Origin of the sequence: Treponema sp. UBA7570 (assembly GCA_002477955.1) — a bacterium.
Taxonomy (GTDB): Bacteria; Spirochaetota; Spirochaetia; order Treponematales; family Treponemataceae; genus Treponema_D.
In genome coordinates, this window is the sequence record DLLE01000014.1 from 60274 (window position 1) to 78496 (window position 18223).

Below are 18223 nucleotides of genomic sequence, written 5' to 3' on the forward strand. Positions count from 1 at the left end.
AAAAGTGTAACTGACTGAAAATTTTTTTTGTTTATTTTTTTGAGTGTTACTGTTTATTATGATTGAATTAAAAAATTTTACAAAAAAATATAATAGTTTTCTTGCCGCGGATAATATTTCGTGCAGTTTTGAAAAAAATCTCATTACAGGAATTTTAGGTCCAAACGGTGCTGGAAAAACAACGATTTTAAAGGCAGTTTCTGGAAGGCATTTTCCGACAAATGGGCATATTTTTATAGATTCGCAAAAGTATGGAAAAATCGAATCATGCGAGGAGCCTGCAAAGGTCAGAAATATTACAGGTTTTGTAGAAGAACTTCCTCAGTTGCCTGAAGATTACACTGTAAAAGAATATCTTTGTGAAGTTTGCGACCTTCATTCAGCCGACAAAAAAAATGTTTTAGAGGCCGAAAAACTTTTTTCTCTTGAAGAGGTTTTTCTAAAAAAAATCAAGGAACTTTCAAAAGGTTTTCGCGAAAGAGTGAATTTTGCACAGGCCTTTGTCTATAATCCTGAAATTTTGATTTTGGACGAGCCTGCTTCTGGTTTGGATCCAGCCCAAATAGTAAATATGCGAAAAGCCGTAAAAAAATTGGCGGAAAATCATACTATAATTCTTTCGACGCATCTTATGCAGGAAGCAGAAAGCCTTTGCGATAAAATTATAATCTTAAACCACGGAAAAATTTTGATTACAGGAACGATTGATTCTATCACGGTCGAAACAAAAACAAAAAATCTCGAGGAAGCTTTTTTCTATCTTATAAAAAAATCTGACGGAGAAGAAAATTTTTCTTTTTAAGCAAAAATGATAAATAAATCACTTTACAAACATTCATTGTATTCTTTTTTTATAAATCCGCTTTTTTATGTAAGTTCTGTTTTGACGGTTTTGTATACGTCTTTTATGTTTTATTTTGTAAACCGTTTTTTTTTGGTTTCAAATTCAAATATTTCAATTTCAGCGTTTTTTAATTCAATTTCCTCTGTCTTTATTTTAGTAATTCCTCTTTTGTGTTTTAGAATAAAAAGATTTATCGAGGATGATTCGATTCCTGTCGGTGGGATTTGCCGTTTTTTTACGCTTTCTTTTTCTGTTTTCTCTGTTTGTCTGATTCCTCTTTTGCTTTTGGTTTTTATTCCTGCAAGCGTTAATTTTTTTGGACGAATTGATGCCGGCCAGATTTTTACCGGTTATCTTGCGCTTGTGTTTTACACTTTTATGGCAATTTGTTTTGTCCTTTTTCTGTTTTCTGCAATAAAAATTTCACAGAATATTTTAAGCCTTTTATTGAGCATAACAGTTCTGTTTAGTTTTAATTTTGTTCATTTGATTCCTTTATACTTAAAAACTGGCGACGGACTTTCTGTTTTTTTGCAGAAAATGAGTTTTGCCTGGCATTTTGATGCTGCTTCAAAAGGAATTTTAGATTCACGTGACTTTGCGTTTTACTTTTTTGCTTCTGTCTTGTTTTTGTTTCTTGCGTTTTTTTGCGAGAATAAACGCACTGAAAGAAAAATCAGCCGGATTACGGCAAGCCTGTTTTTTTGTTCTTTGATTTTTTTTGCTATTTCGTTTGAAAGAATATATTTCCGCCTTGATTTTACAAAAACTAGACAGTTTTCTGTTTCGGAAACAAGCAGAAAACTTTGCAGCCAGTTGCAAAATCCTTTGAGAATTACTTATTATCAGTCGAAAGAATTAAAAAATTTTTATCCTCAATCGCAGGAAGTTGCCGAATATTTGAGCACTTTTGCTTCGTCTTCAAAAAATGTATTTTTTTCAATAAAAAAGGCAGAACCTAAAAAGCTTGAGAGGCTTGGAATTCAGGGGCGGCAGATGAAAAGCGAAAATTCTACAAAACTTGAATATATGACAGTTTATTCGGCAATAGTTTTGCAGTATTTGGACAGTTCTTCAATAATTCCTTTTTCAATTTCTACTAAAACTCTTGAATATGATTTGGCGCAAAGAATTCAGCTGCTTGTAAGCGGGAAAGAACGCAAGGTTTTTGTTATTACGGGAAACGGGTGTTCCGAGGAAGACTATTCTTATGTTCAGCCTTGGTTGAATGCAAGAGGTTTTTTGACGCAAACTATAAAAACTGACGAAATTCCAGAGGCTCTTCAAAAAATTCAGGTTCAAGACATAAAAAATACTCAAATTCTTGTTTTGGGTTCGGATAAGTTGAATGATGAACAGTCTCAGTCCATAAAAACTGCTGTAGAAAACGGAGTTCCTGCTTTGATTATGACATCTCCTTACAGCGTAGATATAAAAGATGAATGGAAGGTTTCTAAAAATCAAAATCCGTTCTTAAAAGTTTTGAACGGATGGGGATTTGCCTTTGATTTTTCTTTGGCAGAAGATATTTCAAATTTTCCTCTTACAATGACTTCTACAGAGGGGTCCGACACTGTTTACAAGACTATGAATTATCCTTTGTGGATTAGTATTCTGCCGCAAAAAGAAGCTTTTGAGGGCGCAATAATAACCTGGGCAAGCCCAATCATCTGTTATGGAAAAACGGAGCCGCTTCTTGTCTCAAGCCCGCTTGCCTGGAAGCAAAAACCGTCAGAGAGTTCATCTTCTCTTTTTGTTTTGGATCCTTTTGCTGTTCCAAAGTCCGCGGCGGCTCAGGGCGAAAAAAACGAAAGTTTGACTCTTGCGGCAATTTTGCAGGATAAGGAAAAAAATCTTAACGTTGCCTTGATTTCTGACCAGTTCTTTTTAAATTCTTTAATGACTGGTTTTATAAGCAATTCTGAGCAGGGAGATTTTAGAAATTACGATTACGCTGCAACTATTCTATTAAAACTCCGCGGAGAAGAGAAACTTGGCCTTTTGATACAAAAAAACGTTTCAAATAGCTCGCTTTATAAGATTTCTGATGAAAATGCTTTTATAAAAAAGCAAAATTTTGTCCTTATAGTTTGTTTTGTCATTCTTCCGTCATCAATTCTCTTTTTGGCTTTTTGTTTTTTTATTTTCCGCAAAAAAATAAATTCTATGCCAAAAATAAAAAAGTCTGAATCTGATATTTTTTACGATGGAGAAAAAAAATGAAAAATAAAAAAATAAATTTCTTTTTAAGTTTTACGACCATTTTTTCGTTTTTTCTTTTTTGTTTTTCATTTTTTTCCGGAAAAAAGAATTCTGTGAATTCAATAAAATCCGCCCTTGTAAACCCATCGTACAACGAAAATATAGAAAAAATTATAATTCAATCTCCTCAGGAAATTCTTGTTTTAAAAAGCGAAGGAAAGTGGTGGAGCTGCGAAAGCAGAGGAATAAAAATCTTTGCCGACAAAAAAATTGTTTCAAATTTTACAAAGAATTTGACAAAAATTCGTAATATGTACGAAATTTCAGACAGTGCCAATGGAAGACTTGAGCTTGGTTTAATCGAAGGTAGTGCACAAATTGTTACAGTTGTCGGCCCTAATGGGAAAATTCTTTCAAAATTGTATTTTGGAGCGTCGGATTCGCTTTCATCTAGAATAACTGTTGCCGCAGAAAAAGGAAAAATTTGCTACGAAACGGAAGATGATTTTTCAGCCTGCTTAAAAACCGATGCAAATTTTTGGTCGATTCCAGAAATCTTTTTTGCAATAAAAAATCCGTCAAACTTGAGGCTTTCCTCGGCGGATTTGCATACGCTTTTAAGCCTTCGCCATGGAAAAATTTACGGAGAAAATGCTTTTCCGGAAAATGCGGTTTTTGAAAAATCTGTAACTTTGTTTGGACAGTACGATTCTTTGCAGAGAGTTGATTTTTACAAGCGAAAAACTCAGGAAGGTTTTGAATATTTTTACAGCCAGACAGTTGAGCCGCAGGTTGTAAAAGACAATGCTGTTTTTGAAGTCAGCAGCTGGACTTATGAGCGCCTGCAAGAAATATTAAAATAACACAATTTTGCTCAAAAAATAGCACGTTTTTTTCTATTTTTGAATTAGAAATTCTATAAAAATCACGAAAAAATTGTAAAAAACGTGAATGCCGAACGAGCACCAGAGGCTTTTTGTTTTTAGGAAGATGAGCCTTAAGATTATGCCGCAAAAGAATGCGTTGAAAACTCCGGCCGCGCCTTGATAGAAATGCGAAAAAGCAAAAATTAAAACCGCAAAAATTTCCCAGAAAAGCGGAAATTTTCCGTCTGAAAGTTCTGTTCCGACATCTGGAATATAAAACCTGTATAAAAATTCTTCACAAAAAGCGGCAAAAACAGTTGCGCAAAACAAACTTAGCCATAAAACAAAGGAAGTTGGCGCGGCAAGGCTTTTTTGAACCGAAAGCCCCTTGTTCATAAAAAATGAAATTGCCTGAAAAGCACTAGAACTTAGAACCAATGTTCCGAAACCGATTAGAATTACGGAATGTTTTACGAAGATGTTTATTTTTGAACCCTGAATGTATTTTTTTTTGTAAATGTCTAGATGAAAGAAAAAAAGCGTGGCGCATGCAAGAGTCATTGCCAAAGAGAAAAGTGTCAGTTTTATTTCTTGTATGGAAATTCCAGCTTGAGGCCTGGCTTTTAATGGCGGAAAAAGGAAAATCAAAAAAACAAAGAAGAATTCTGTGGCGAAAAGCATTTTTTTCATTTAAAATATATTATAATAAAAAAAGAGAGTGTGAAAAAAGTGGTTTTTACATTAGTTATTATAGTTATTTTAATTCTTGTTTTTTCTAGGCTTCTGGTCGTTTTTTCGGACAAAATAAAGTTTTTCACGGCTGGAAATGACAGCGGCTTTAAATTTGCAGAATGTATTGCTCTTTGGAAACTTGCAAAAATGACTGAGCTTGAAGAACCGTCTGCTCTTTTTGTTTCAGTTCCGACTTTAAACCGTGCGATAAGCTCTCTTTTGACAGAAGCCAGTCGAAGAGGATATGAAAATTCTCCAAAAATTCAAAATTTTCTTACAAAACTTTATAAATTTAGAACAAGAATCAACATCGAGCACGAAAATAAATGCGGACTAGAATCTACAAAATATCTTGATAAAGGTCAGCGTCTGAGGGTTATTTTTCCAGGGCATAAAGGTGTTTTTTCATCAGAAATTTTAAATAACAGTCACGAAATAATTATAAAGCTTCCTGTTCAAAATAGATTTGCTACAGTTTTGAGCGAAGAGTGGATAAATCACGAAATAAGCGTTTATCTTTGGCGAAAAGGCGATGCTTCCTACGTTTTTGACACAAAAGTTACAAATGCCGGAGTTTTTAATGGTCAGACAGTTCTTTTTCTTTCTCAAACAAACGAACTTTTGCGCGCTCAAAAAAGAAGGTCGGTTCGTTGTGAATGTAACCTTAATGCTTCAATGTATTTTATAAAGCAGCCTGTTGCGGATTTTAACCTTGTCGAAACTGAACCTGGTTACAGGGTTGTGCTTGAGGATATTTCTGAAGACGGAGCTATGATCCGCGTCGGTGGAAAAGGAATTGCAAATGCGCAAATTAAGCTTCAGTTTATGATAAATGACGTTTTAATCTTGATGTACGGAATTGTTCGTGCGGTCGAATATAACAGCGAAATAAATCAGTCAAGGCTGCATTTTGAGTGTATTCATCTTGATACAGGAATGAGAAATGCAATTTTGAGTTTTGTTTACAATGTTTTGCCACAGGATAAAAAAGATATTTTCGATGCTCTTGCGGCAACCGAAGACGATCAGTCAAAGGACGAAATTGCCTCAGGCAAAAATGAACAGGAAATTGCAGATCTTGAACCTGTTGAAAGTGAAACTGAAAACGAAACAGAAGATGCGAAAGTTCAAGGTTTGGATATTCGTTTTGATAAGAGTTTGGAAAGTTTAGACAAACTTGCAGAAATTGATGTAAACTAAAATTTAGGAATAATTTAAAATGAAAAAATCAATATTCATATTAGCTTTGGCATTTATTTTTAGTCTTTACGCGGAAACTTCCGATTTTGAAAAAAGTTTTATCAAGGGAAATATTCAGGATAAGACTCGGGCAGTAAAAGAATCCTCAGGTGAAGAAGGCGACAGGCTTGCAAAAAAAGGAATTGATTTTATTCTCGAAAACGAAGAAATTGCAAGATCAGACAGAGACTTTAGCGCGCTTGCTGTGGCGTCGCTTTTTAAGCTGCCAAAAGATGAAAAAATTCTCGGAAAAAATTTCCCGTCGGCTACAGAGAATTTAATACAGCTTTTTGAAGTTTTTGAAGATGAAACTGTAAGAATTGCAGTTCTTGAAAAATTTGAAAACGTTTCAAATTCAAAATCATTTTTTAAAGTTCAAAATTTGATGAACGGCTATTTAAAAGAGCTTGATTCAAATTCTCAAAATTCTGCCGTAACAAAAAAAGTCATTGAACTGGTCGGAAAAACAGGAAATGAGGAGTCTTTTTTTATTGTTTACAGGCTTTGGAAAGAAAAAAAATATCCAGAATTTTCGCTGGAAATTCAAAAATCGCTTTTGAGACTTTCGTACGCAAATATAACTGAATCAATAAAATTGATTTCTTCGAGCAGCATTGAAGAAATTGGAGGATTTTTTGATTTAATCAATAATTCTTCGGAAATTTCATTAAATTTTAAGGCAGAAATTGCTGAAAATGCACTTTTAGCGACAATTCATTATATGGAAGATAAGTCGGAAAAAAATGCAGCTACTGCCGAACTTCAGCTGAAGCTTCTAAAGGCGATTTCTGACGCAAACTGGACTCGCGGAGCAGGACTTTCGGTTCGTTTTTTTGCCATTGCAAAAGATGAATATAAAACCTCCTGTTTGAACGATGAGCAGTTTATTCAGGTTATCGAATGTATTGCAAAGCTGTCTTCGCCAGACGCGGCTCAGACAATTTCGGCTTATCTTGCAGAAATAAATTCTGAAACTGAAAAAAATAATTTTTCTGCCCAAAATGTTGTTTTGGCCGTAATCAATTCTTTAGGAGCGCTCGGAGATAAGACTGCTTTTGACAATCTTCTCTATGTAACCTATTTGAATTATTCGGAAGATGTAAAAACAGCAGCCAGAAATTCTCTGGCAAAACTTAAGTGGTAAAAAATAAAAAAATTCTAAAGTCTCTTTTGTATCTTTTTCTGGCCAATCCTGTTTTTTTAGCGGCAATTATTTGTGCGTTTTTGTTTTATTTTGATATTGTTTCAATAAAAGACAGGGAATGTTTTAACTGCCTTTTTCCTTCGGAAAAAATTGTTCAGTTAAAGGGCAGCCTTGCATCAAGTCCTGTAAAATCTTCTTCTGAAAAAAAATACTATGTTGCGGATTTTAAGGTTTCGGAGGCTGTTTTAGATAATTCTTCAAAAACAGCTTGCTCTGGAACTGTGAAAGTTTTAATTCCTTCAGAACTTGTTGAAAAATATTATCCTGGTAAAATCTATACTTCTTTTAATGTTTCAAAAAACGAAAAAAAATATCCGCTTTTATTTGAAACGGGAAACAATTTCCTCGTAAATGTAAATTTTTCTGAAGATGAAAATTTTTCATTTTTTGTTGTAAAATCGGCAGTTTCTTTTGGATTTTCGCAGTCTTTTTCTGGCTTTCTTCAAAAAATACGGAGTTTATGCAGGTTGCAATTCAAAAGGCTTATGTATGGCTGGAATGAAGCGGGAGGTCTTTTATTGGCTCTTCTGTCTGGTTCGAGAGAATATACCGAAACCTTGACAGGCGAAGCTTTTAAAAATGCCGGACTTTCGCACATTCTTGCGCTTTCTGGCATGCATTTGAATCTTTTTGGAGGAATTGCGTTTTTTTTGGGAAAACGGCTTGCAAAACGCAGTACGGCGGATTTTTTTCAACTTGCAGCTATTATATTTTTTGTCTGGTTTGCAGGACTTTCGCCGTCGCTTTTTCGGGCAATGCTTAGCTCTTTGATTGTTTTTTTTAATTCTTCGCTTAGAATGCGCCGTTTTAAGGGAATAACGGTACTTTCTGCAAGTTTTTTGCTGCAGCTGATGATTTTTCCTGTCCATTTAAAATCACCAGCCTTTATGCTGTCTTACGGCGCTCTGGCAGGAATTATGAGCATAGGGCAGGTTATAAAATTTTTTATGGGAAAGCGTTTTTTTCCAAAACTTGCTTCAGCTTTGAGTGAAAGCGCAGGTGCTCAGATTTTTACTGCTCCTGTAACTCTCAGTCTTTTCGGAAAAGTCATGCCTGTTGGAATAATTTCTTCTGTGATTTTAAGTCCTTTCGTAATATTTTTTTTGTATGCGGGACTTTTTGGAACTTTGCTGAGTCTTGTAATCCCTTTTCTAGGTGGCGGTTTTAGTGTTATTATGAATGCGGTTTATTTAATCTTAAAAAATTTGGTCTTATTTTTTGCAAAAGCTCCAATAATCACAATTTAACATAACTGCGGAGAAAAAAATGCAGCATCCTGATTATAATTCACCAATTGCCTTGAAAAGTTTTATGGATGAAAACAATATGGCGATGCAGAAAAAATTCGGACAGAATTTTTTGGTAAATGCAGATGCCAGAAAAAAACTTGTCGATGTTCTTGACGTAAAGCCTGAAATGAAAGTCTGGGAAGTAGGTCCTGGTCTTGGAAGCATGACAAGCGAACTTTTGGAACGCGGTGTTAATCTTACCGTTTTTGAAATTGATCACGGTTTTGCAAGGTTGCTGACCCAATTTTTTGAAGAATATGCAAATTCCAGTCATTTTTCTCTTGTGGAAGGCGATGTTTTAAAAACCTGGCCTAAATTTGCAAAAGAAAATGATATTCCGGAACGATTTTTTGGAAATCTTCCTTACAATGTTGCGGCGACAATTATTGCCGACACGATAACCAAAGGCTTTAGGTTTGACAAAACTGTCTTTACTATTCAAAAGGAAGTAGGCCAAAGAATGAATGCAAAGCCTGGGACGGAAGATTATTCTTCTTTCAGTGTTTTGTGTCAGTGGGCTTACGATGTAAAACCGGTTATGGATTTGGCTGGCGGGAATTTCTGGCCTGTGCCGAATGTTGCAAGCCGCGCCGTTTTGATGACGAAAAAAGAAGATTTCCCTAAGTGCGAAAATCCGGAGCTTTTTAGAAAAATGGTCCGTCAGATTTTTGCGTTTAGAAGAAAAACTTTGAGGAATAACCTGTCCAGGTTTGTAAAAGCGGAAATTTGCGACGAAGCATTAAAAATTGCAGAAATTGAGCCTTCAATCCGTGCTGAAAATTTAAGCGTAGACGATTTGCTAAAACTGTCAGATGCGCTTAATTCCGTAATAGAAAAAACTAAAATGGAATAAAGTAGAAAATGTCAAAAATTCAGGAAAACTTAAAAAAAATTTTAGAAACGATTCCAAGAAACGTAAAACTCGTGGCCGTAAGCAAATTTCATCCTGCTGAAGAAGTTATAGAAGCTATAAGGGCTGGCCAAAATCTTTTTGGGGAAAACAGGGTTCAAGAAGCCGCTCAAAAATTCGACGAAATCAGAAGCGCGGGGTTTTCTCCAGAACTTCATATAATCGGCTCCTTGCAGCGCAACAAAGTAAAAGAGGCAGTAAGAATTTCTTCGATGATTGAATCTGTTGACCGGATTGAACTTTTAAACGAAATAGAAAAACAGTGTTCAAAAATCAATAAAAAAATTCAAATTTTGTTTGAAATTCATACAGGAGAAGAATCCAAATCAGGTTTTACGGCGAAACCAGACCTCGAGGAAGCTGTGCAAAATTTCAGGAAAGGAATGTATCCTCATATCGAAATAAAGGGGTTTATGACGATGGCGCCTTTTTCGCAGGACTCAGAACTTGTCAGAAAATCTTTTTCAACTTTAAAAAAAATCCAGCATGAATTTGCTGAAAAATTCAGCGAATTTGATTTTTCAGAACTTTCGATGGGAATGAGCGGAGATTATAGAATTGCAATTGAAGAAGGCTCTACAATGGTTCGTATCGGAACTGCAATTTTTGGCGAGCGGAATTATTCAAAATGAAATTAAAGTCTTTGTGTTTGCTTTCATTATTGATTTTTTCTTCAAATTTTGCTTTTGCCGAAAAAACTTCGGAGCAGACGGTTCCTCAGTGGTCTAAAGATTTAAGACGCACGGAAATAATTACATTCGGTTCGCTTCCTTTTGTAACGCTTTGGACAACGGTTGGCTACGGTCTTGCAGTCCATGGAACTTTTCATAATCCGCTCAATAAATCGACAACAAGATATACTCAAACTGAACAAAAACAGATTTTTGCTATTTCAGCGGCAGCAAGTGTTGGCCTTGGACTTACAGATCTTGCAATAAATCTGATTATGAGGAACGTAAAAAAATCCAGACAGAACAAAATTGAAAAAACAATCCGCGTAATTCCTTTTAGCGAGCAGATGTTGGAAATTCAAAATTCTGAACATGAAAATTTTGAAGAAGATTTTAATTTTGAACGGGAAAGAGAACATAAAAAAGAATATTTAATCGGAGGACTTGAAAATGCCATTTTTTAACGAAACGGTTCCTGCTGAATTTAATGGAACTGAACGTCTCGATAAATTTCTTTCTTCTCTTCCAAATGCAATGAACCGCTCAAAATTAAAAAGCGGCATAATCGAAATTCTCGTAAATGAAAAAAAAGCAAAACTCAATTCAAAAATAAAGGCTGGAGATAAAATTTATTTTCAGTGGGAAGACTCGATTCCTGACGACATAGAGCCGCAAAACATTCCATTGGACATAATTTATGAAGATGAGAATGTGACTGTCGTAAATAAGAAGCAAGGAATTGTAACTCATCCTGCTGCCGGAAATTGGGACGGAACGCTTGTAAATGCTCTTTTGTATCATTGGGGACGGGAAGCGGTTCCTCAGCAAAAAAATCAAAATTCTGCAATTTTTGAAGGGCGCAGACCTGGAATTGTCCATCGCCTCGACAAAGATACATCGGGCATCATTATAACGGCAAAAAACCGTGATACAGAAGAATTTTTAGGAAATCAGTTCAAAAATCACAAATCACTTTCAAAAATCTATATATGCATATGTCAAGGACATCCTCCTGTAAAAGAAGGGCTTATAAGAACAAAGCTCACACGCGATCCTCACGACAGAAAACGCTTTAAAGCTACTGATTTGGAAGGAAACGGAAAAATTGCAGTTACAAAATTCAAATGTATTGCCTGTTATGGTCCTTACAGCCTTATGAAAGTGAAAATTTACACAGGAAGAACTCATCAGATTCGAGTTCATTTAAAATTTATAGGATGTCCGATTCTTGGAGACAGGATTTATTCTAAGACAAAAAGCACGGTTTTTGAGAACGCAACTCTCATGCTGCATGCTTACAAGCTAAAAATTATGCTTCCTGGAAAAAATGAAAAATCTGTTTTTACGGCGAAAGTTCCTGTAAGGTTTAAAAAAGTCTTAAAAAAACTTCATGAATCATTCAAAAAATCTCTGCCTCCTGAAAAAATAAACTCCAAGTTGAAAACTGAAATGACTGTTCAAAACCAAAAGCTTTTGGTTTTTGAGGCAAAAAAAGGTTACGGACAATGGCAGAAATAAAGATAATTCAAGCCCCTGACAAAAATCATCCTTTTGCAGTAATTTATAAACCGTCAGGACTTGCAAGCGCTCCTCTTTTTGAAGGAGATGAAAGTGCCCTTTCAAAGACCATAGAATTTTTTCCAGAATTAAAACAGGTTGTTGGAAAAAAATCAATTGAATATGGTCTTTTGCACAGGATTGACACTGAAACTTCCGGTCTTCTTCTGATTGCTTCAAATCAGGAAAGTTATGATTTTTTGCGCAAAGAGCAAAAAAATGGCAGATTTATAAAATATTATCGTGCCCAGGTTGAATTGAATAAAAACGAAAGCCAAAACTGCGATTTTGAAAAGAATTTTACCGTAATATCGGCTTTTCGCCCGTTTGGTCCGAAAGGGTGGATGGTAAAACCTGTTTTTGAAAATTCTTCGGCTGCGGATATAAAAAAGTGCGGAAATAAAATTTATTCAACGGATATAAAAATTAAAAAAAATATTGCTGTCTGCCGGATATCGGAAGGCTATAGGCATCAGGTTCGCGCGCATCTTGCATATTCCGGTTATCCTATTTGCGGGGATAAGCTTTACAATCCGAATGCAAAACCTGACGAAAAAATGCAGTTTGAAGCTTTCAGGTTTGAATTTACAGATCCAAAAAGTTTAAAAAACATTTTTTATGAACTGTAAAAACTTGAAAGCCTCTTCTTGCAGTTTTGTTTAAAATACACTTTCGTAAATTTCTTTTACCTGTTCGGCAGAAAACTGAATATAACCGTTTTGTGTCAGCCTGGTTTGAGATTCCACTGTATTTTTTGTAAAGATGTCGAGCTCGTTGTTTTTTACACCGTATTCACTCATTTTTTTGAGAGGAAGAACTTTATTTAAAAGTTTATCGAGTTCTTCATAAACTTCATTTTCGCTGCATTTTAAAATTTCTGACAGTTTTTTGTTCAGCGAGGAAATAAAGCCGTTCGGATTTTTTTGCTGGTAAGTTTTAAAAACTGCCATAAAAAGAACGTAATTTGCTTCTCCGTGAGGAACGTGGTAAGTTGCTCCGAATGAATAGCTCATTGCATGAACATATCCTGTTCCGGCGTTTCCAAATGCGATTCCTGCGTAATTTGAGCCTGTCAAAAAGTCTGAGAGTAGATTTTTATATTCATCTTGTCCTTTTTCAGCCATTTTTACATAACCGCCCAAAATTAAATCTATTGCCATAAAACTGAATTTTCTTGAAAGAGAAGTGGATTTTGGTGAAAGATAGCTTTCCATTGCGTGGACAAGCGCGTCGATTGAACTTGTTGCAAAGAATTTATATGGAAGATCTGTTAAAAGTTCAGGAATCAAAACGGCATAGTCTGGATAGAGCTCGTCAACTGCAAGTCCGAATTTTGTGTTTCTGACGGTAAGTTCAAGTATTGAAATGTTTGTAACTTCGCTTCCTGTTCCGCAAGTTGTCGGAACGATTACAAGTTCTTTTTCTCGGACTGCCGGAATTTTTTTGTCATAAAGGTCAACCACTGGATGAAAAGTTTTTAATGACAGCAATTTTGCTACATCAAGAATTGTACCCCCGCCAATTGCAATAACGCGTTTATAGTCGATATTTTTTATGTCTTCGTAAATTTTTTCAACCATGACATCGGTCGGTTCTCCGCTGCCATAATCGCCTCTGTAAATAACATGTGCTTTTCCTAGTTTTCCTGCAAAATATTTTTCCGAAGATTTGCTCAAAAAAACAAGATCGCCGCTTCCGATTTTAAATTCATTGCAAAAATCACTTGAAGATTCGTACTCAACGATTTGAGGAACAATTTTAAAAGTTTTCATATCTAGCCTCCAAAAAATGAAAAACTTAAAAGAATTTTAAGAAAAAATAAATTATCAGCAAGAATATAAAAAAAATAAAAAGAAAAATCCAGACAGGAAGATTTTCGTCATTTTGAGAAGTTTTTTCGCTTTTTCTTTGATTGTTGAATCTGGTTATTTGATTTTTTAAGGCTTTCCTTTTTAAAAATGGAGCTTTTTTGTCTTTTTTTAGAATGGACCTTTCGTTTTTTGCTGAAGCTTCAACAGTATAGCCACAGGCAGGACAGCCTTTTGAAAATTCTTCTGGGGTTCCGGTTTTTCCGCATTGAGGGCAGCGTACGCTTGAAAAAAATCTCCCGCAATGCCGGCAAACTTTTGCATTTCTTGAAACTTCGGCGCCGCAGTTTTCACAAAAAAATTTTGCAGTTTTTACTTTTTGCGTCATCTTATTCAGCGCAACTCCAAAATCATATTTTCTTCATTCTGCTTTACGATTGTATGAACATTTTTTGTGCTTTCTTTTGTTTTTAACGAACAGTTTTCAATTTCAATTCCGTTGTAAAGATTTTTTACAAAATCTGGAATGTCGGCATTGAATTCAAAGGTTTTTCCGTCAAAATTGCAGGCATAACCGGTTATAAGTTTTCCAGAAACTGGATTTTCAAACATAAAAGTGCAGGCTATGGATTTTATTTTTTCGCCGGATTTTACAATATCGGAAAAATCAGAAGGGGTTGCATTTTCTTTGATTTCTAGCAGAGAATTTTCATTGTCAGAAGAGTTTTCAGTTTTTTCAATAGAAGAACTTTTATTTGGCTGAACGATTTCTGTTTCTTGAGAATTCAATATTTCTGCGGCATTTTTTAAAAGTTCGTCAATTTCTTCTTTTTCGCAGTTTTGTTTATTTTGAGTATTTTGAATTGAATTTTCTGTTTCAGTTTTTTCATCATTTTCGCTGTTGGTTAGCAGGTTTCCAACTGTCGGAATTCCATCGTCAGAAAGAAGTTTTCCTGAATAAATGTCAGTTTCTTTTGTAAGAATCTTTCTAAATTCGTCTAAACCTTTTACATCAACTGAGTCAAATATTCCGCGGACATTTAAAGCTTTTGCCTTTTGAGCTTCTTCATCTTCGAGACCGCCTTCCGAGTATAAAATTACCTGAGGTTTGTAAGATGTGCATACAGTCTGCGCGTATTGCGTTAGAGTTTTCCAATGGCGCGGATAATCCTTTGTGCTTACAATAATCAAGTGGGGAGCAATTTCTTCAACATTATCAAGAGCTTTTAAAAGCCATTTATAAATAATAACGTCGTATCCTGCTGTTTCGAGAACCTGAGAAATGTTGTCAATTGCAATCTGATTGTCTGCTACCAAAAGTGCTTTCATTTTTTTACCTTAATATTTTTTTATTACTTGTTTATTCTGTTCCGAGGTTTGTTACTGAATAATCGTAAATCTGCCAGATTCCATCGCGCTGGCGAACTTTGTAAATATAGCGCTTAACTTCATGGAAATTCGGATATTTGAACCATTCTTTTACTGTTACAGTTCCTTCATTTTGACCGTAAGATGTATTTTCGATTGAAAAATGTTCAGGAACGGCAACAATATCGCTGTCGATTCTGTTTTGCATAAGGTCGGCTTTGTAATTTTTTAATATGCGCTCCCTTTCGTCAGCAGAAGCAGCGTTGTAACGGCGTCGCTGCTGTGAATTTCTAAGCATCATTTCCTGAATATCCATATACAGAAAATACTGATTCCAAAGAGATTTCTGCCTTGCAACAATTGTCTGTTCTACAACTTTGTCTGGAGAAATGTTTTCCGGTTTTAGGAGAAGTCCATTTTCTTCAGAAACAGGAAGAATCAAAGAATTTGCCGCTGATGGTGAAGGGCGGATTTCAAGGCTGAGACGGTTTGACACGAATTCAATGTATTTTGATTTGTAAAGTTCTGGATAAAATTTCAATTCAAGGTAATAAATCGAAGGTTCTTCAAACTTAATATAATCTTTTACGTTTTCGACAAAAGAATATGCTTCCCCTGGTTCAATAGAAACTTCCCGAAAATATACTGTTTGGTTTGCAGAACGTTTCATAATAAGATTTTCTGTTGCCGGCAAAACTTTGTTTTTTATTGTTCTTGTAACAAAATCAAGGCTAAATGCGCGGTCGTCTGCAAGCTTAAAGCGCAGCGTCTGAGAGCCTGTGTTTTCGATAGAAACAGTTACATAAACAGGATTATCCTGAGCTGCAGAAGTGTAATAAACTGTTCTGTCGTAAAATTTAATTTTTACGCTCGCATCGGAAAAGTCTTTTTTTGCGTCATTTTTTTCATCCGAAAGACCGCTGCAAAACGCTGTCTGTGCAAATAAAGAAAAAATCGCTATAATCAAAAGTGGGCTTCGTTTCAAAACCTATGTCTCCCTTAATTCAACATGTTATATTTTAATATCGGATACTTTTAATGAAATCATTATTATCAAATTCCGTTTTGTCAATTTTAAATGGTTGGCAGGAATTCTCTTCCGCCGTAAAAAAAATTACTTCTCAAAACGGTGAAATTTCTTTTCCAATCGAAATAAACGGCCTGCAGGGAGCTGCAGTTCCTTTTTTTGCGGCATCTTGTCTTGATAGCGCAAAAAATGCGGCTTTTAGCAGAATGCAGTATGAGGCGACCGGACGGTATTCAAATTCTGCGGTGAATCCAGCTCAAAAAAATATAATCAAAGCAAACGATTCTGCTTCGCTTGATGCAGTTTTTGTCGTTCCAAACGAAAAAGATGCAGCGGAGCTTTCCTCGGATCTTGCGACTGCATTTGAGGAAAATGTGGAAATTTTTACGCTTCCGTGGTGGGGAACTGTTCCGTATAGGGCGGCAAATGTAGGTTCTGCGGTTTTTGGAAAACGTTCGGCTTTTTTGTCTAAACTTGCATTTCAGGAAAGAAAGTTAAGTTCTTCAGTCAAACCTAGAATTTTCCTTGTAACGCAAAGAGCTCTTCAATCTCCTGTTCCTCCGCCAGAATATCTTCGTTCTCTTGTCTTTAGCCTGCGCAAAAATCAGCAGATTGATTCAACTCAAATTGCAGAAAATCTTGCCAAATTGGGCTATCTTCGTGTTCCAAAAGTTAGCGTGCCTGGAGAATTTACTCTTCGGGGCGAAGTTCTTGATGTTTTTACGCCAGGAATGGATGTCGCAAACCGAATTCTTTTTGATTTTGACCAGATTGAAAATATAAAAACTTTTAATCCGGAAAATCAGGCTACAATTGGAACTGTTGATTCGATTTTAGTTTTTCCGATGAAAGAAGTGATTTGGAATGACGAATTTATTTCTAAGCTTGAAAAAACAGAAGAGTTTTCGGAACATCTTGAACTTACGGAGGCTGCAAAAAAAGCAAAAGAAAAGCTTATTGAAGAATTAAAAACGAAGGCTCAAAGCGAAGGCGAAGAACTTGTTTATCCTGTTTTGTGGGATGAAATTTATACGGTTTTAGACTACGTTGCAGAAAATACTCCGGTTTTTTATTTTGATTACGACCGTCAGGAAAATGCGCAGGAAAGCTTTGCCAGGGAATATTCCGGAATGTTCAGAATTGCGCGTCAAAATTTTCCTGTTCTCGAAGCAGGGCTGATGCTTTTGAATTTTGATGATGTTATAAACATTCACGAAAAGTCAATTTTCTTCCGTACTCTTACAACGGAAGCTGAAGATGTTGAAAAAACTGTACATTGCGAAGGCGAAAAAACAGAAATTCTTCAAAATTCAAAAAAATCCCGTTCAAAACTGACTGTTCGTTGCAATCCTGGCAGAAGTTTTTTTGGAAACATAAACTATCTGAAAGATGAGCTAAATGCGGTGATTGTTTCCGGTTGGAGCGTAGTTGTTTTTGCAGATAATCCGAATCAGTCGCTTCGCATAAAAGAAATTTTAAAAGACTTTGCGCTTGCCGTTCTTCCTTTTCCGGTTAGCGGCGGATTTGGAATTGATGAGACAAAAACTCTGGTTATTCAGGAAAATGAAATTTTTGGCAGAAGAAAGCATGTTCAAAAATCGCTCGGACATGTAAAGAGTCAGGCAATTGACACTTTTGTTGAGCTTAACGAAGGCGATTTTGTAGTCCACGTAAATTATGGAATTGGCCAGTTTAAAGGAATTCAGCGCATAAAAGCCATGGGCAATGAACGCGATTACATAAAACTTGAATATGCCGAAGAAGAATTTGTTTTTGTTCCGATTGAACAAGTAAACCTCGTCCAAAGATACATTGGAAACGAGGGCGAAAAACCTCATCTCGATAAAATCGGTTCAAAATCGTGGGAAAACCGCAAAAACAAAGTTAAAAAGGCTGTTGAAGATTTGGCTGAAAAATTGATTGCGCTTTACAGCCGCCGTCAGGCTTCAAGAGGATTTCCTTTTCCAAAAGACAATGAATGGCAGACAGCATTTGAAGCGAGTTTCCCTTATGAAGACACAGCAGATCAGTATTCGGTTACGCAGGAAATAAAAAGAGACATGGAAAGACCAGTTCCAATGGACAGGCTTGTCTGTGGCGATGTAGGTTTTGGAAAAACGGAAATTGCCATGCGAGCGGCGTTCAAAGCTGTAATGGGAGGAAAACAGGTTGCTTTTTTGTCTCCTACGACAATTCTTGCGGAGCAGCATTATGAAACCTGTCTTGAACGGTTTAAAAATTTTCCGGTTACAATAAAACAGATGAGCCGTTTTGTTTCTCCGAAAGAGCAGAAAAAAATTCTTGCAGAACTCGAAAGCGGAAAAGTGGATATTCTTGTTGGAACTCATAGAATAATTCAAAAAGACGTAAAATACAAAGATTTAGGTCTTATGATAATCGACGAAGAGCAGCGTTTTGGTGTAAAAGACAAGGAAAAATTAAAGTCCTTAAAAGCGAACATCGACTGTCTTGCAATGTCTGCAACTCCGATTCCACGGACTCTTCA

General features: G+C 35.8%; 17 protein-coding genes. 12 read left to right on the forward strand and 5 right to left on the reverse strand.

What is annotated here, in order from left to right; genetic code table 11:
* Nucleotides 1–58: 58 nt before the first annotated feature.
* Genes B4N75_RS01345 through B4N75_RS01355 form a run of 3 tightly spaced genes read left to right on the forward strand, consistent with a single transcriptional unit; the run spans nucleotide 59 to nucleotide 3909 of the window.
* Nucleotides 59–802 (forward strand): ABC transporter ATP-binding protein, encoded by a 744-nt coding sequence (locus B4N75_RS01345; RefSeq protein WP_296022648.1) that lies wholly within the window; start codon nucleotides 59–61, stop codon nucleotides 800–802.
* A 6-nt stretch (nucleotides 803–808) separates the two neighbouring features.
* Nucleotides 809–3067 (forward strand): GldG family protein, encoded by a 2259-nt coding sequence (locus tag B4N75_RS01350; RefSeq protein ID WP_296666586.1) that lies wholly within the window; start codon nucleotides 809–811, stop codon nucleotides 3065–3067.
* Complete coding sequence (locus tag B4N75_RS01355) at nucleotides 3064–3909, forward strand: hypothetical protein (RefSeq protein ID WP_296666584.1); 846 nt, start codon at nucleotides 3064–3066, stop codon at nucleotides 3907–3909. Before B4N75_RS01350 ends, B4N75_RS01355 begins: the two co-directional genes overlap by 4 nt.
* Nucleotides 3910–3942: 33 nt before the next feature.
* Here the strand turns inward: B4N75_RS01355 and B4N75_RS01360 are convergent, their stop codons facing one another.
* Nucleotides 3943–4602 (reverse strand): CPBP family intramembrane glutamic endopeptidase, encoded by a 660-nt coding sequence (locus B4N75_RS01360; RefSeq protein ID WP_296706391.1) that lies wholly within the window; start codon nucleotides 4600–4602, stop codon nucleotides 3943–3945.
* 39 nt (nucleotides 4603–4641) lie between these two features.
* Here B4N75_RS01360 and B4N75_RS01365 point away from each other — a divergent pair, with 39 nt between their 5' ends.
* From B4N75_RS01365 to B4N75_RS01400, 8 genes are read left to right on the forward strand one after another with little or no spacing between them, the layout of a single operon-like run.
* Complete coding sequence (locus B4N75_RS01365; protein ID WP_296022644.1) at nucleotides 4642–5844, forward strand: PilZ domain-containing protein; 1203 nt, start codon at nucleotides 4642–4644, stop codon at nucleotides 5842–5844.
* Between the two features lie 19 nt (nucleotides 5845–5863).
* Nucleotides 5864–7027 carry a hypothetical protein gene (locus B4N75_RS01370; RefSeq protein ID WP_296022643.1) on the forward strand — a complete coding sequence of 388 codons (1164 nt, stop codon included), beginning with the start codon at nucleotides 5864–5866 and terminating at the stop codon, nucleotides 7025–7027.
* Nucleotides 7021–8334, forward strand: a complete 1314-nt coding sequence (locus B4N75_RS01375) for a ComEC/Rec2 family competence protein (protein WP_296706393.1) — start codon at nucleotides 7021–7023, stop codon at nucleotides 8332–8334. Before B4N75_RS01370 ends, B4N75_RS01375 begins: the two co-directional genes overlap by 7 nt.
* Before the next feature lie 19 nt (nucleotides 8335–8353).
* Complete coding sequence (gene rsmA, locus B4N75_RS01380; protein WP_296706394.1) at nucleotides 8354–9229, forward strand: 16S rRNA (adenine(1518)-N(6)/adenine(1519)-N(6))-dimethyltransferase RsmA; 876 nt, start codon at nucleotides 8354–8356, stop codon at nucleotides 9227–9229.
* An 8-nt stretch (nucleotides 9230–9237) separates the two neighbouring features.
* Nucleotides 9238–9918 carry a YggS family pyridoxal phosphate-dependent enzyme gene (locus B4N75_RS01385; RefSeq protein ID WP_296666571.1) on the forward strand — a complete coding sequence of 227 codons (681 nt, stop codon included), beginning with the start codon at nucleotides 9238–9240 and terminating at the stop codon, nucleotides 9916–9918.
* On the forward strand, nucleotides 9915–10421 hold the full coding sequence (locus B4N75_RS01390) for a hypothetical protein (protein WP_296692321.1): 507 nt from the start codon (nucleotides 9915–9917) through the stop codon (nucleotides 10419–10421). The genes B4N75_RS01385 and B4N75_RS01390 overlap by 4 nt, the downstream gene beginning before the upstream one ends.
* The gene (locus tag B4N75_RS01395) at nucleotides 10408–11475 is read left to right on the forward strand and encodes an RluA family pseudouridine synthase (RefSeq protein WP_296022638.1); all 1068 of its coding nucleotides are present in this window, start codon (nucleotides 10408–10410) and stop codon (nucleotides 11473–11475) included. The genes B4N75_RS01390 and B4N75_RS01395 overlap by 14 nt, the downstream gene beginning before the upstream one ends.
* Nucleotides 11463–12143: a pseudouridine synthase family protein gene (locus B4N75_RS01400; protein ID WP_296666565.1), complete on the forward strand. Its 681-nt coding sequence runs from the start codon at nucleotides 11463–11465 to the stop codon at nucleotides 12141–12143. The genes B4N75_RS01395 and B4N75_RS01400 overlap by 13 nt, the downstream gene beginning before the upstream one ends.
* 30 nt (nucleotides 12144–12173) lie before the next feature.
* Here the strand turns inward: B4N75_RS01400 and B4N75_RS01405 are convergent, their stop codons facing one another.
* Genes B4N75_RS01405 through B4N75_RS01420 form a run of 4 tightly spaced genes read right to left on the reverse strand, consistent with a single transcriptional unit; the run spans nucleotide 12174 to nucleotide 15675 of the window.
* The gene (locus tag B4N75_RS01405; protein WP_296706396.1) at nucleotides 12174–13286 is read right to left on the reverse strand and encodes a 4-hydroxybutyrate dehydrogenase; all 1113 of its coding nucleotides are present in this window, start codon (nucleotides 13284–13286) and stop codon (nucleotides 12174–12176) included.
* 25 nt (nucleotides 13287–13311) lie between these two features.
* The gene (locus B4N75_RS01410; RefSeq protein ID WP_296706398.1) at nucleotides 13312–13710 is read right to left on the reverse strand and encodes a zinc ribbon domain-containing protein; all 399 of its coding nucleotides are present in this window, start codon (nucleotides 13708–13710) and stop codon (nucleotides 13312–13314) included.
* A gap of 5 nt (nucleotides 13711–13715) precedes the next feature.
* Nucleotides 13716–14651: a hypothetical protein gene (locus tag B4N75_RS01415; RefSeq protein ID WP_296706400.1), complete on the reverse strand. Its 936-nt coding sequence runs from the start codon at nucleotides 14649–14651 to the stop codon at nucleotides 13716–13718.
* Nucleotides 14652–14682: 31 nt separating this feature from the next.
* Entirely contained in the window at nucleotides 14683–15675 is a 993-nt protein-coding gene (locus B4N75_RS01420) for a hypothetical protein (RefSeq protein ID WP_296706401.1), read from the reverse strand.
* A 53-nt stretch (nucleotides 15676–15728) separates the two neighbouring features.
* Between B4N75_RS01420 and B4N75_RS01425 the strand changes: the two genes are divergently transcribed.
* The coding region (locus B4N75_RS01425; protein ID WP_296706404.1) for a DEAD/DEAH box helicase at nucleotides 15729–18223 on the forward strand (2495 nt) is incomplete at its 3' end.